This window comes from Paenibacillus catalpae, assembly GCF_900112695.1.
GTDB lineage: Bacteria > Bacillota > Bacilli > Paenibacillales > Paenibacillaceae > Pristimantibacillus > Pristimantibacillus catalpae.
Map to the genome: position 1 here is coordinate 185,790 of NZ_FOMT01000004.1, position 12,679 is coordinate 198,468.

General features: G+C 51.9%; 14 protein-coding genes and 1 pseudogene. 3 read left to right on the forward strand and 12 right to left on the reverse strand.

Going from position 1 to position 12,679, the window contains the following annotated elements; translation table 11 throughout:
• Positions 1-83: 83 nt before the first annotated feature.
• Positions 84-827 carry an IclR family transcriptional regulator gene (locus BM200_RS18560; RefSeq protein WP_091188154.1) on the reverse strand — a complete coding sequence of 248 codons (744 nt, stop codon included), beginning with the start codon at positions 825-827 and terminating at the stop codon, positions 84-86.
• A 230-nt stretch (positions 828-1,057) separates the two neighbouring features.
• Here BM200_RS18560 and BM200_RS18565 point away from each other — a divergent pair, with 230 nt between their 5' ends.
• The gene (locus BM200_RS18565) at positions 1,058-2,164 is read left to right on the forward strand and encodes an alpha/beta hydrolase (RefSeq protein ID WP_091188155.1); all 1,107 of its coding nucleotides are present in this window, start codon (positions 1,058-1,060) and stop codon (positions 2,162-2,164) included.
• Positions 2,165-2,260: 96 nt separating this feature from the next.
• Here the strand turns inward: BM200_RS18565 and folE are convergent, their stop codons facing one another.
• The 7 genes from folE to BM200_RS18600 form a co-directional block, all read right to left on the reverse strand.
• On the reverse strand, positions 2,261-2,851 hold the full coding sequence (gene folE, locus BM200_RS18570; RefSeq protein ID WP_091188156.1) for a GTP cyclohydrolase I FolE: 591 nt from the start codon (positions 2,849-2,851) through the stop codon (positions 2,261-2,263).
• Positions 2,852-2,890: 39 nt separating this feature from the next.
• Positions 2,891-3,112: a YneF family protein gene (locus BM200_RS18575; protein ID WP_091188157.1), complete on the reverse strand. Its 222-nt coding sequence runs from the start codon at positions 3,110-3,112 to the stop codon at positions 2,891-2,893.
• Positions 3,113-3,221: 109 nt separating this feature from the next.
• Positions 3,222-4,415 carry a tRNA epoxyqueuosine(34) reductase QueG gene (queG, locus tag BM200_RS18580; protein ID WP_091188158.1) on the reverse strand — a complete coding sequence of 398 codons (1,194 nt, stop codon included), beginning with the start codon at positions 4,413-4,415 and terminating at the stop codon, positions 3,222-3,224.
• Between the two features lie 21 nt (positions 4,416-4,436).
• Positions 4,437-4,871: a ribonuclease HI gene (rnhA, locus tag BM200_RS18585; protein WP_091188159.1), complete on the reverse strand. Its 435-nt coding sequence runs from the start codon at positions 4,869-4,871 to the stop codon at positions 4,437-4,439.
• Between the two features lie 68 nt (positions 4,872-4,939).
• The gene (gene lepB / locus BM200_RS18590) at positions 4,940-5,524 is read right to left on the reverse strand and encodes a signal peptidase I (RefSeq protein WP_091188160.1); all 585 of its coding nucleotides are present in this window, start codon (positions 5,522-5,524) and stop codon (positions 4,940-4,942) included.
• Positions 5,525-5,529: 5 nt separating this feature from the next.
• Positions 5,530-6,087, reverse strand: coding sequence for a DUF402 domain-containing protein (locus BM200_RS18595; protein ID WP_091188161.1), 558 nt, complete (start codon positions 6,085-6,087; stop codon positions 5,530-5,532).
• A 217-nt stretch (positions 6,088-6,304) separates the two neighbouring features.
• Positions 6,305-6,727 (reverse strand): GNAT family N-acetyltransferase, encoded by a 423-nt coding sequence (locus BM200_RS18600; RefSeq protein WP_091188162.1) that lies wholly within the window; start codon positions 6,725-6,727, stop codon positions 6,305-6,307.
• A gap of 355 nt (positions 6,728-7,082) precedes the next feature.
• Here BM200_RS18600 and BM200_RS18605 point away from each other — a divergent pair, with 355 nt between their 5' ends.
• Positions 7,083-7,697 (forward strand): superoxide dismutase, encoded by a 615-nt coding sequence (locus BM200_RS18605; protein WP_091188163.1) that lies wholly within the window; start codon positions 7,083-7,085, stop codon positions 7,695-7,697.
• Between the two features lie 163 nt (positions 7,698-7,860).
• Positions 7,861-8,784, forward strand: a complete 924-nt coding sequence (locus BM200_RS29740) for a hypothetical protein (protein ID WP_139230805.1) — start codon at positions 7,861-7,863, stop codon at positions 8,782-8,784.
• A gap of 145 nt (positions 8,785-8,929) precedes the next feature.
• On the opposite strand, the gene BM200_RS18620 is transcribed toward BM200_RS29740, so the two are convergent.
• The 4 genes and pseudogenes from BM200_RS18620 to galU all read right to left on the reverse strand — a co-directional run bounded on the left by BM200_RS18620 (position 8,930) and on the right by galU (position 12,671).
• A complete protein-coding gene (locus BM200_RS18620) occupies positions 8,930-10,081 on the reverse strand; it encodes a S1C family serine protease (RefSeq protein WP_091188165.1) in 1,152 nt (383 codons plus the stop codon).
• An 11-nt stretch (positions 10,082-10,092) separates the two neighbouring features.
• The gene (locus BM200_RS18625; protein ID WP_091188166.1) at positions 10,093-11,346 is read right to left on the reverse strand and encodes an FxLYD domain-containing protein; all 1,254 of its coding nucleotides are present in this window, start codon (positions 11,344-11,346) and stop codon (positions 10,093-10,095) included.
• 173 nt (positions 11,347-11,519) lie between these two features.
• A pseudogene (locus BM200_RS18630) lies at positions 11,520-11,780 on the reverse strand (ATP-binding cassette domain-containing protein); the annotation flags it as partial.
• 6 nt (positions 11,781-11,786) lie between these two features.
• On the reverse strand, positions 11,787-12,671 hold the full coding sequence (galU, locus tag BM200_RS18635; protein WP_091188167.1) for a UTP--glucose-1-phosphate uridylyltransferase GalU: 885 nt from the start codon (positions 12,669-12,671) through the stop codon (positions 11,787-11,789).
• Positions 12,672-12,679: the final 8 nt, after the last annotated feature.

The window sequence follows — 12,679 nt, forward strand, 5'->3', positions numbered from 1 at the left end:
TTTTCTTTTCCTATAGACAGGTTAATGACCTCGAGCAATGATGATCGGAAGAACATTCAAATGCGCAGTTGGCCCGCTTAACCTTACTTGATCATCGTTCCCATCCGCTTAGCGTATTCGATCAGGACAGGTGAGTACTCACGCATGGTCTCCATGGTCAGACGGCTGGACGGCCCGGATACAGACAGCGCCGCTGACACCTGGCCGTGCCGGTTGAAGATGGGCGCGGACAACGCCGCAACACCGGGCTCGCGTTCCTCGAAGCTCGTTGCATAGCCCTGCTGCACGATTTCTTCGAGCTGCTGCTTGTACTGGTCAAGATCGAACGCAAGCAGCCAGGCCGGATCGCCGAAAATCTGCTCCTGAACAAAACGGTCCGAGTAAGCGATCAGCACTTTGCTGGATGCGCCTGCATAAAGCGGCAGCCTTGCGCCAACCGGCGCAACCCGGCGTACCGGCTGATTACTCTGGACAGCCTGAATCCGCACACGTTCCAAGCCGTCACGTACATATATACTAACGGTTTCTCCCAGCCGGTCGCGCAATCGCTCCATCTCCGGCTGCCAGATCACGGACTGATCATCCGAACGGGACAAATGGGCGGACAGCTCCCACATCCGCATCCCGAGGTGATAACGCTCTGACGATGGATCCCGTTCCACAAAACCCCTGTCCTCAAGCGTAGCAAGCATGCGGTGGACGGTGCTTTTATGCAGGCCTACCTTTTCTGCGATCTCAGACATTGCCAGATCCGTTCCCTCTATAAAACAGAGCAAAATATCCAGCGCCCGCTCAACCGCCCGTACATTCGATTTGCCTTCTTCCATCCAGTCCGCCCTCCCTTTTTCCGCTCAAATTGGTTTCGTACAATGAAACTTAATATCATCCAGTATACCTTAATTCCGCGAGAATGGTAAAGAAAAGATCTTTCATTACAGCCTGATTACAAATGCTTAACATTACATCGACATCAATTGACAGGCTTACCCTTCGGGTCTACGATAAAAGTACTAGATATGTAGAAGCGCTTACATAGTTTGTGGGGAGGGACACAGAGATGAGTACAACAATGATGACACCAATGCCGCTTGAAACCGGCTATCCCCTGCAGCCGTTTCCGCCACTAGACGGCGGGCTGCAGAAAGAACGACCACAAGCGAAGACGCGCAAGCATTTCTTCATCGCGCTGGTTGCCTCTTTCACAGCGCTATGCCTACTGCTTGTTCTCGTCTTCTACGGATATGTCGCCTGGATGCTGACTTATCCTTATGTAGCGCCGCTTACTTCCAATCCGAAGGCCGCTGCCGGCCTCGATTATGAAGATATTTTATTCCCCAGCGCAAGCGGAAGGACGACCGTCAGCGGCTGGTATGTGCCAGCCTCGTACAATGATTCAGATGCCGTCCTGGCAAGCTCGAACGCATCCTCGGAACGGACGGTTATTTTCAGCCACGGATACGGAGCGAACCGCGAAGAGGACTGGGTGCCTATGTATGATTTGACGAAGCTGCTGCACGGGCTTCACTATAATGTGGTGCTTTTTGACTATGGCTATGCCTCGCAGAAGTACAAAGCACCGGCCACTGCCGGTATCGAAGAGTCGCAGCAGCTGCTCGCCGCCATTCACTTCGCCAAGTCGCGCGGAGCTGAGGAGATTGTGGTATGGGGCTTCTCGATGGGAGCAGGTACAGCCCTGCAGGCCGCACTTCAGACCAATGACATTGATGCGATGATACTCGACAGCACCTTCCTGGCAACTGCCGATACGATGTTCCACAATGTGACGCAATTCCTGCCCCTTCCGAAGTTCCCGTCGATGCCGCTCATTGAGACGATGCTGCCGATCTGGTCGGGCACGAATCTGAAGCAGGTACCGATCAATCAAATATTAGCGAAATCCTTCGATATACCGCTGTACATTATGCACGGCACAAATGATGCCAAAGCGCCTTATCAGCTAGCCGAGCAAATTGCGGCAGAACAGACAAACCCGCTCTCCCGTTCCTGGATCGTACCTAAGGGTCAGCATGAAATGCTCTTTCGTGCTTCACCAACGGAATACATCCAGCGTGCGGCCTTATTCCTGGGCCAGGTCGATCAACAGTTCCAGGCAGAAGCAGATTCCGGATCAGACTCTTCCGCAGATACCACCCAAACGTTATAAACTCAATCATCCCGCACTTTTCCATAAAAAAGCCACTGCAGCATCAAGTGTTCCAATCACACCTGATGCCGCAGTGGCCTTTTATTTGCTTACGCCCTATTGCTTAAGAAGTGCCAGAAACTCCGAACGGAGCGCACTGTCCGAGAACACGCCGCGGACTGCCGAGGTAACCGTCTTGCTGCCCGGCTTCTTCACCCCGCGCGCGCACATGCACAGATGCTCGCCTTCAACAACAACCATCACGCCTTGCGGCTTCAGCACTTCTTGCATAATATCAGCGATCTGCGTAGTAATCCGTTCCTGTACCTGCAGTCTTCTCGTTATGGCTTCAACAAGTCTTGCAAGCTTGCTGAGGCCTGCGATTTTACCGCTTGGAATATATCCGATATGCACCTTTCCGAAGAACGGCGCCATATGATGCTCGCATTGACTGTAATACACAATGTCTTTGACAATAACAAGCTCTTCATGCTGCTCGTCAAAGGTGACGCCAAGCACTTCGCGCGGATCTACCTCATAGCCTGCAAAAATCTCTTCATACATCCGGGTAACGCGAGCTGGCGTCTCCAGCAACCCTTCTCTTTCGACGTCTTCGCCAACCAGCTTCAAAATTTCCTTTACATGATGCTCAATTTGCTCCCGGTTGCGCGATACCGCCGAATTGACGTAGTCTTTCATACCCGCCATTTCGAACCACCTCTCCGGCTACTTCCAACTAACCGCACTTTATTTTCGTGGCATTTTCTGATTTTTCATCATTTGCTGTGCACGATTCATCTGCTGTTTGTTCAAGTTGTAGCCCATTTGTTTGGCCATCTTCTGGATCATTTCAGGGTCGCTCTGCATTTTCTCTAGCTGCTTGCGCAAATAGAATACCCCGATAAAGAAGCCGCCTGCAGCCCCCGCAATTAGTGTTACAATCGGAATAATGATGTTCCATGCCGACATTATTATACTTCACCCGATCCTTTCTATCATTGCTGCCTATAGTCTATAATGACCCCTATAATAGCATGTAAAGCGGGCATTCGCAAACGTCCCGCATAAGTAATATTTCCTAGCTTTCGCGCGGGATCGGAGCTCCTTCTTCCGCTCCGTTCAGACCCGCCTCAAGACTAGCAATTGCCCGCTCCAAATATACTCTTGCTTCCTCATCAGACTCGTCAGGCAAAGCCTTGCGCAAGCCCTCCATCGCCTCTTCGCCGCCGATCCGTCCAAGCGCCCATGCGGCAGTCCCGCGCAGTACCGGACGGGAGTCCTCCTTCAGCACGCCAATCAGATCAGGCACAGCGCTCTTGTCCTTGAAATTGCCAAGACCGATAACCGCATTACGCTGGATCGGCTTCTTGCCCCGCCATGCGGAGGACGTGTGGCCATAGCGCTCCTTAAACTCCCGGTTGCCGATTGTAAGCAGCGGTACAAGCAGCGGCTTCACGACCTCCGGATCGGGCTGAAGCTCTGGCTGATGCGTCCAGTTCTTGCCACGGTTCACCGGGCAGACGGTCTGGCACGTATCGCAGCCGTACAGCCTGTTGCCGATCTTGCGCATCAACTCGTCAGACACAAAACCTTTCGTCTGGGTAACAAAAGAAATGCAGCGCTGCGAATCCAGCTGTCCGGGACCAACCAATGCATCCGTCGGGCAGGCATCTATACATTTCGTACATTCGCCGCAGCCTTCCGTTACGGGTGTATCCGGCTCAAATGGAATATTCGTAATCATCTCGCCAAGATAAATCCAGGAGCCGAGATCCTCGCTTAAGATCGAGCAGTTCTTCGCACTCCACCCGATCCCTGCCCGCTCGGCAACCGCACGGTCAGACAAAGCGCCCGTGTCCACCATGCTCTCCACACGCGCTTCCGGCACACGCTCCTTCAGCCAGGCTTCAAGTCTTGCCAGCCTGTCCCGCAGCACCTTGTGATAGTCCTCGCCCCAAGCCGAACGGGACAAAATACCGCGCCTTGCACCTGGCTCCGACTTCGGCGGATTAGGCAGCTTCGCCGGATAAGCAACCGCAATCGCAATGATCGATTGCGGCTGATCAAACAGCAAAGCCGGATTAGTCCGTTTGTCCAAATCCGGCTCCTCGAAGCCCGACTCGCGGCCAAGCTCGCGATGCCGGATCAGCCTGTTTTTCAACTCTGTAAACGGATCAGCGGAAGCAATGCCAATCTTGTCGATGCCCAGGCTTTGCGCCGCTTCACGCATTTCTTCTTTTAATTGTGCCAAGCGGCTCTTGTCCATCAGCATGCTTCCTCCCTCCGTGCTCCCTTATAATCGTTTAATCGCTTCACGGGCAAGCTCATCGCAGCGGTTATTCCACTCATTATCGCTATGCCCCTTTACCTTGATATACTCTACCTGATGACGCTTCATCAGATCCCATAGGCTTTTCCACAAATCCTGATTCTCAACCGGCTCTTTCTTGCTGTTCTTCCAGCCGTTACGCAGCCAGCCGTGAATCCAGCCCTTCTGAAAGCAATTGACGACATAAGCCGAATCGCTGTAGATTTTCGCTTTGCATGGCTCCTTCAGGAGGTTTAGGGCTTCAATAACGGCCTGAATCTCCATCCGATTGTTCGTCGAATGCTTCTCTCCCCCGGAAATTTCTTTCCGATGGGCACCGTAGAACAAAACGGCTCCCCAGCCTCCCGGCCCCGGATTTCCGGAGCAGGCACCGTCCGTATAAATCGTTACTTCCTTCATCATCCATCTCCTACAAAGAATTGCGGAGCAATTCTTGCTTCGTAAGCATTTGCTTGGAAGAAATCAAGCTACAAAGCCTTAACCTGCTTGAACGGCCACAGGATAAAATCGGCTCTCCCATGAATCATCGACCGAGGTACAGTACCGAAGTTCCGGCTGTCCTTGCTCGCTCTGGCATGGCGATTGTCTCCCATTACGAAATATTGCCCCTTTTGGACGATTACCGGCATGAAGTCCAGATCCTCGATCTCGATATCGGTATAGTTCTCCGCCATCTTGACCCCATTGCGGTAAAGCTCTTTATTATAAATTTCGATGCGGTCGCCTGCTACGCCAACAACCCGCTTCACCAGATAGTCATTTTGACCGCCGTAGGCTGAAGGATCCTCCAAAATGACGATGTCCCCCACCTTCGGACTTCCGATCAGATAGGCAGCTTTATTGACGAACAGCCACTCCCGGTCCCGAAGCGTTGGCTCCATGGAATGCCCCTCAACCGTCGACAGGTTAAAGACAAACAAATGAAGCACCATCACGATAAGAAAAGATATCGTTATCGTCTTCGCCCATTCCAGCAATTCCTTGATCCATCTCGGCTTCTCATCCATCTGCTGCGGGACAGGTTCATTTATATCTGAAGGGGATACACTCATCAGGCTTACCCCTCGCTTTCCCCGCAGGTGCTATGCCAGTCTGCATAGTAGCCTTGGACTATCTCATCCTGAAACGGCACAGCTCCTTCATCCATTCGTTTGAGAAGGGCAGACAGCCCTTGCTGTACCTTGTCCTCTACCATCTGCGGATAATGATACGCCAGCTTGTGCATCTGATACTCGTCCTGATCTACAACATAACGGTTGCCGTCAGTTGTCCGAATCACATCCAGATCATAATCAATATAGGTAAGCACATCCCCCTGCAAATAAGGAGGAGATGCGATATTACAATAGTAACGAATGCCGCTGTCTTCAAGAAGCGCCACGACATTAAACCACTCACCCGGAATAAAGAAGGATACCGCCGGCACCCGGCTGATCCATTGCTTGCCGTCGGATTCCAAAATAGGCGTCTGGCGATTTATGAGCACAATGATATTCTGATCCCTGTGCACCGGCGCAAGCCGATCTGTCGGCACAAGGTAGTTGCGCTGCCATGTTCGATGAATATGACCGTCGTGCTTAAAGCTTTTGATAACACAGTGCCGATAAATGTCCATGACGCCTCTCCTTACTTATTGTGAAACCGCGGCAACAACTTTGCGTTGCCTCATTAGTATGTTCCAAACAATAGTCCTTTTAAATAGAAAAGCATATCTGACCGCCAAAAGCAATGGCGACGCAGATATGCCCTGCACAATATGTGCTAATATGTCGGCCAAGTGTAAACGGCTGCCGTCCTTTGGAGGCGGAGCATACGTTTCGCGAAAAAGCTACTTAGCCTGCTACAATACTTAATTTCTGGAATGAACGGAAGAAGTCGTTCGAAGCATAACCCATCGCTTCATATAACGGCAATACCGGTTCATTATGCTCGTCGGCGGTGATTAATATTTTGGAAACGTTGCGTTGCTCAAAGCGCTGCCGTAAGGCTTGTATAAGCGCTTTTCCAATTCCTTGACGCTGATACTCTGTATGAACAGCGATGCGATAGTAATAACCTTTGTTATTATCGATCGTACCGATGATCATACCAACAACTTCCGACTCTTCGACAGCGACGAGTACGAGCTCACTGTCCCATGACAATTGACGAGCAAAAGCTTCCATCGTTTGTTCGTAACACTCTTCAGACAATACATCCTCGAGGAGTGTAGTAACCGGTCTGTAGTCAGACAACTGGAAGGAACGAACGTTCATTAATTATACACCTTCTATACCTTGTCATAGTGCTGCACCTATATATTTTACGACATTTTATAACGAAATCCTCCTTTCATCTTAAAAAAAACTTAAAAATTTTAAAGAAATTTGCTAAATAACGTTGAAAACGCTTTATTTTAAGCGCTTACAATGGGTTTTTTATCATTTACTCAAAATATGGATCGTTTTCTACCGTTTTTGCATATTTTCTAGTCTTTCGTGACAATCTAGTTCTCGTATGTCTTTAGTCCGCTTTAGTCGACTTTCGCAACATTAATGTTGATTTATGCACTCGGATAAGGGATAATATGAGAAGAGTTTTACATAACCTATTTATGGGAGGCTGTTAATCATGGCTCATCAATTACCTGCTTTGCCTTATGCAAAAGACGCTCTTGAACCTCATATCGACGCGCTGACAATGGAAATCCATCACGGCCGTCATCACAACGCTTATGTAACAAACCTGAACGCTGCTCTGGAATCCGCTCCTGAGCTGCAAGACAAATCGCTGGAAGAGCTGCTGGCTAACAACCTGGCAATCGTTCCTGACGCGATCAAAACAGCTGTACGCAACAACGGCGGCGGCCATGCGAACCACTCCCTGTTCTGGGAAGTAATCGGACCAAACGGCGGCGGCGCTCCAACTGGCGCACTTGCTGCAGCAATCGACAGCGAACTGGGCGGCTTCGACGCATTCAAAGCTGAATTCGCGAAAGCAGCTACAACTCGCTTCGGCAGCGGCTGGGCTTGGCTGTCTGTTAAAGACGGCAAACTGAAAGTATCGAGCCTGCCTAACCAAGACAGCCCGATCTTCGAAGGCGAAACGCCTGTACTTGGTCTGGACGTTTGGGAGCATGCTTACTACCTGAACTACCAAAACAAACGCCCTGACTACATTGCAGCGTTCTGGAACGTTGTAAACTGGGCTGAAGTTGGCAAACGTTACGAAGCAGCTGTTAAATAAGAGCTTGCTTAAGATACAAGGCTGTCCCTTTATGGGGCAGCCTTGTTTTTGTTATTAAGTGTCGTGCCGCATTGACTGCATCATGCACACGGATAGGCATCCGCCGCATAAGATGGATAAGGATGAATGCCTAATCTGTCTTCAAAGGAGTCTGACAAAGCGCATGAGCAGCTATACTTATAAGTATATTGAAGGGAAAGGCAATAACACCGTTGTCAGCAACTGCGGCTGCGGCGGCACGCGGATGTTAATGCCTGGACCACCTCCACCTCCACCTGGGCCAGGACCAGGGCCGGGGCCAGGACCAGGACCGGGGCCGGGGCCAGGACCAGGACCGGGGCCGGGGCCAGGACCAGGACCGGGGCCGGGGCCAGGACCGGGGCCGGGGCCAGGACCAGGACCGGGGCCGGGGCCAGGACCGGGGCCGGGGCCAGGACCGTTTCCGCCGGGGCCAGGACCGTTTCCACCGGGACCGGGACCATTCCCGCCAGGACCCGGACCATTCCCGCCGGGGCCGGGGCCATTCCCGCCGGGGCCAGGACCGTTCCCGCCAGGGCCGGGACCATTCCCTCCAGGGCCGGGGCCGTTCCCGCCGGGGCCAGGACCGTTTCCACCGGGGCCAGGACCATTCCCGCCAGGGCCGGGGCCGTTTCCGCCGTTCCCGTTTCCGCCGTTCCCGTTTCCACCGTTTCCGCCATTCCCTCCTCAACCTGGACCATCCTTTGTAACTGTCGTCATTAATGGAGGACGTGTCTTCCCGAACGTGACCAACTCCTACCGGGTATTTTTCCGGCCTGGAATGAGCATTCGTGATTCCCTTGCGGCAACTGGCGTTGTACGCTTCTCGTTTAACGGCCAGATTGCTTCGGTCAGCGGTATCCCGATCGGCGGACCAATCCAATATATCCTCCGCCTGAATGGCCGTGTCCTTCCGCAAACGTTGCTGACCTTCCCTGTGCAACGCTTTGACACCGTCTCAATCGAGCTTATTTTCTTCATATCCGGACGCGCCGAAGACGAACTATCGCAAGAGCTGACGGACATCGCCCATCTGAACGTAGCGGAGCATTTCGCGACCTACGATTAAGAAGATAGCTACAACACAAGCTGTAAGGCAGATTTTGGCCAGCTTTATTTTGCGCAATGCCCCATAGAAGCAGCAGCGCGCCTAATGCACACAATACAAGAAGGCCATTCCCCAGCGGGAATGGCCCTCTTTTCAATCTATAGCCCTATTCGGGCTTCTTCTCTTGCTTTTCTTCCTCTTGCTTGATGACTTTCCCCTTACCGCTGATCAGCTTGAGCTGGTCGTTCTCGTAGCCAACGTCGTAGGTCACCTGATATTTGCTGAGCCGATATTCGCCGTCCACCCGCTCATCAACCGAGATGATCGCTGTTACGATCGCCTCATCATCACTCTCTTTGGTGACATGAATATTGTCGATAACGACATTCCGGGTCATCATATACCCTTGGCGGAACACCTCATAGCTTGTGCCCAGCTTCCAATTGCCGCCCAGCAAGGAATAAGCGTAGACGTAGTCGGCATTATTAAGACTGTCATAGAAATGGGTCACCAAATATTCCGCATACTCGGTAATTGATGCATCCTGCTTCACTGCGCTGTCTTCCTCGCCTGGCTTCCACTCCGGCAGCGTCTTCATCGGATGCTCCGACCAAGCCTCGGCTATATCGAGCACATTCACAATCGGAATGCTGAAGCCAATTGAGCTTTGCTCGATCCCCGCAGAGTTAATCCCCAGGACTTCACCCGTCTTCTTGTCGACTAGCGGTCCTCCGCTGTTACCCGGGGCAATTGGCGCGGAGATCTGATACAGGTCTTTATACGTGTAAGGCTTAATCTCAAAGCTTCTGCCTACACCGCTAACCATCCCTGTGGTCACCGTATTTTGGAAGCCAAGCGGGCTGCCGATCGCGATGACTTCATCGCCAATCTCCGCTTTTTCCTTCCGGACCATCGCAAGCGGTTCTACGCCTGCCAGTCCGGCCACGCGTACTACCGCTACATCCGTCTCCGTGCTGATGCCGATGACATCTCCCTCAAGCTCCTTCGCATCCGCTGTCTTGACCGTAACCTTGCTCTCCCCGGCAACCACATGCGCATTCGTTATGAGGTCGCCTTTATCGTTATAGACGAAGCCCGAGCCTTGCGTACCGTCCTTCGTTTCAATCATGACAACCAGCTTTTGCGTTGCGTATATAATATCCTTTAATGATTTAGGCGCACCTGCGTTGGCATCCGCAAGCAGAGGCAATCCGCTTAGATGCTTCGGCACCTCCGCATGAATATACGCAGCGGTGCCCGCTCCCGCGCAGAGCACTGCCACAGACGCGATGAGACTAATCCAAGTTCCTTTTTTCATGACTAATTCCCCTAATCCAAATACCAAGTCATATGATCGATAGCCACTGTTGCATTCTCATCCTGTACATGATGAACAACAAAGGAAAAGCCGAACGTCTCTCCCGCCTCAATATAAGAAGGGGTTGCATCCACCTTGCCCGTTGTAATCACTTTTCCTTCCGAATCATGAACCGTATATTCAATCGATACCGAATAGATCGGCCGGGTTGCTGCGTTGAGCAGCTCCCCTGTTACATTATAATCGCCAAACAGATCAAGCTCCGCATTAATATGCTTTACTTTGACCGCCGCCGTCTGATTGATCAGATCCTCTTCCGCTGCCTTCTGCATCGCTTGTTCAATCCGCTGCTGCTCAGCCTCTTCGAAGTTTTTCTTCTCTTCCACAATCTGATCGTACAGCTTTGTCAGCTTCTCATTGTCCGGCGCGTAGATCAGCCCTTTTTGCGCTGCAGTAATCGCCGCCGAGAAATTTTTCTTCTTCCGCATCGAATCGGCTTCACTATAACTGATATCCGCAAACTTCGCCTCAATCTTCTGACGGAGCGCAAGTGCCTCATCACCCGACAAGCCTTTTACCTGGTTATACTCGCTTGCCAGATCATCCATGCTCTCCATGCTTTCAAATTCTGCCGATACTTGAAGCACCGTCACCTTTGTCGACAACTCCTCAACCTGATTCCGCACTCTTCCAAAAATCGGCTCTTCCCGCCCGCGCAGCTTCGATTTCAGCTGCTCCAGCTGGGTTGCCGCTTTATCAAGATCCTGGTCATCCAGACGCTGCTGAATTTCCGTCATCATGCGGTCCAGCGACAGCGCCTCTTCTACAATCTTCAAGTCCGCCTGCACCGGCTTGAATCCCGGACGGGCATCCGCTGCTTTGTTAAGCTGCCGGAACGCTTCCTCGTATTTACCCGCCAGCGCCTCCTGCCTGGCAGTTTCCTGCCAGTCGAGTACACGGTTATTTAATCTAGCTTCATATAAATAATAGGACAACAGCACGGCTGCAATCACAACCAAAACAACGACGGGTATAAGTCCGATTAAAAAGGTCTTCCTGCCTGCAGTCTGCCTCACCGGCAGCTGCGACGTCTCCAGTGCTGAGCCTGCTTGTTCTTTCGCCAAATCCCATACTTCCAATGCTGCCGCCTGTGATTCTTCATTCCCTTGCTGCAAATTTCGCTGTGAAGGCTCCAGCAGCCTGCCGCATCTGCTGCAGTATACGGCATCCGCATCATGCTCCCTGACGCAATGATGGCAATACAATTTCCATTCTCCTCCAACTTAAATGTTCATCTTCTATATCTCTTATCTATTCTATATGAAAAAATAAATGATCTCCATTTTTCCTTAACGGAAAATAAAAAAAGTTTCTCCAAGCCTTTCCAATACCAAAAAGCCGAACCCCGCATAAGCAGGATCCGGCTAAATATTACCCTTTATTTAACTCCAATCGGCATCATGTACATGCCCGTCCGTTCATCGCTATGAATCGCAACCTCGATGCCGTAAATGTCTTTCATCGTATGCTCCGTCACTACAAACTCGGGCAGACCCTGCAGCAGCAGCTTCCCTTCCTTCATGACAAGCAGATAATCGCTGTAGCGGGTGGGTTCATCCAAAAATAAGATTGGCGTCCGCTGCGCAAGCGCCATGGCGATCCATACCCGCTGCCGTTCGCCGCCGGACATTTCGCTGAGGCGCTCCTAACCAAGACGCTCGCGCAAATATTTGCGGACTTCCACGCTAAGATCCTCCCGCTCCAGGGCGAAATCGATCGTAGCCTTCACAAATCCAAGCTTATCCCCGACGTCATGACGTTTGCCCGCAAAGCGATGCGCCAGAATAGGAGCCACATGATTTAGCTGTTGAAGGCTGTCCGTCAGCTGAATTTCTCCGGCCTTGCCCGGCTTGGCGTGCTCCAGCAGCTCGAAAATCGCAGGATCCAGCACATATCTTCCGACAACCGCCCAATTCGACGGTGCCTGCCCCGGCGCCGGCTTCTCAATAAGGTCAAGAATGCGGTTATGAGAGGGATCCGTATTGTCAAATGCGGCAATGCCGTACTTATGCGTCTGATCCCAGGGCACCTCCATCAGGGCGACAACCGAAGAGCCGGTCTCTTCATATTGATGGATCATCTGCTGCAGGCAAGGCGGTTCGGAGCGTAGAATATCATCGCCCAGCAGTACTGCAAACGGCTCATCGCCAATGAAACGCCGCGCGCAAAGAACGGCATGTCCAAGACCAAGCGGCTCCTTCTGGCGCACATAATAGATATCCGCCAGATGCGAGATATCCCGGACAATGGCGAGCATCTCTTCATTGCCGCGTTCCTCGAGCTCTTTTTCGAGCTCGTAAGACTTGTCAAAATGATCCTCAATCGCCCGCTTATGCCGGCCGCTGACGATAATGATGCTGTCGATGCCGGACTGAACCGCTTCCTCTACAATATATTGAATCGCCGGCTTATCGATAATCGGGAGCATTTCCTTCGGCTGCGCCTTGGTCGCAGGCAGGAATCGCGTCCCTAGCCCCCCCGCCGGAATAATCGCTTTGCGCACCTGCTGCCTCTTCGTTTCATTAAACATAGCCGTCA

Coding starts and splice junctions, on each gene's coding strand:
- BM200_RS18560 (WP_091188154.1), bottom strand. CDS start 827: ATGGAAGAAGGCAAATCGAATGTACGGGCGGTTGAGCGGGCGCTGGAT.
- BM200_RS18565 (WP_091188155.1), top strand. CDS start 1,058: ATGAGTACAACAATGATGACACCAATGCCGCTTGAAACCGGCTATCCC.
- folE (WP_091188156.1), bottom strand. CDS start 2,851: ATGGCGGGTATGAAAGACTACGTCAATTCGGCGGTATCGCGCAACCGG.
- BM200_RS18575 (WP_091188157.1), bottom strand. CDS start 3,112: ATGTCGGCATGGAACATCATTATTCCGATTGTAACACTAATTGCGGGG.
- queG (WP_091188158.1), bottom strand. CDS start 4,415: ATGCTGATGGACAAGAGCCGCTTGGCACAATTAAAAGAAGAAATGCGT.
- rnhA (WP_091188159.1), bottom strand. CDS start 4,871: ATGAAGGAAGTAACGATTTATACGGACGGTGCCTGCTCCGGAAATCCG.
- lepB (WP_091188160.1), bottom strand. CDS start 5,524: ATGAGTGTATCCCCTTCAGATATAAATGAACCTGTCCCGCAGCAGATG.
- BM200_RS18595 (WP_091188161.1), bottom strand. CDS start 6,087: ATGGACATTTATCGGCACTGTGTTATCAAAAGCTTTAAGCACGACGGT.
- BM200_RS18600 (WP_091188162.1), bottom strand. CDS start 6,727: ATGAACGTTCGTTCCTTCCAGTTGTCTGACTACAGACCGGTTACTACA.
- BM200_RS18605 (WP_091188163.1), top strand. CDS start 7,083: ATGGCTCATCAATTACCTGCTTTGCCTTATGCAAAAGACGCTCTTGAA.
- BM200_RS29740 (WP_139230805.1), top strand. CDS start 7,861: ATGAGCAGCTATACTTATAAGTATATTGAAGGGAAAGGCAATAACACC.
- BM200_RS18620 (WP_091188165.1), bottom strand. CDS start 10,081: ATGAAAAAAGGAACTTGGATTAGTCTCATCGCGTCTGTGGCAGTGCTC.
- galU (WP_091188167.1), bottom strand. CDS start 12,671: ATGTTTAATGAAACGAAGAGGCAGCAGGTGCGCAAAGCGATTATTCCG.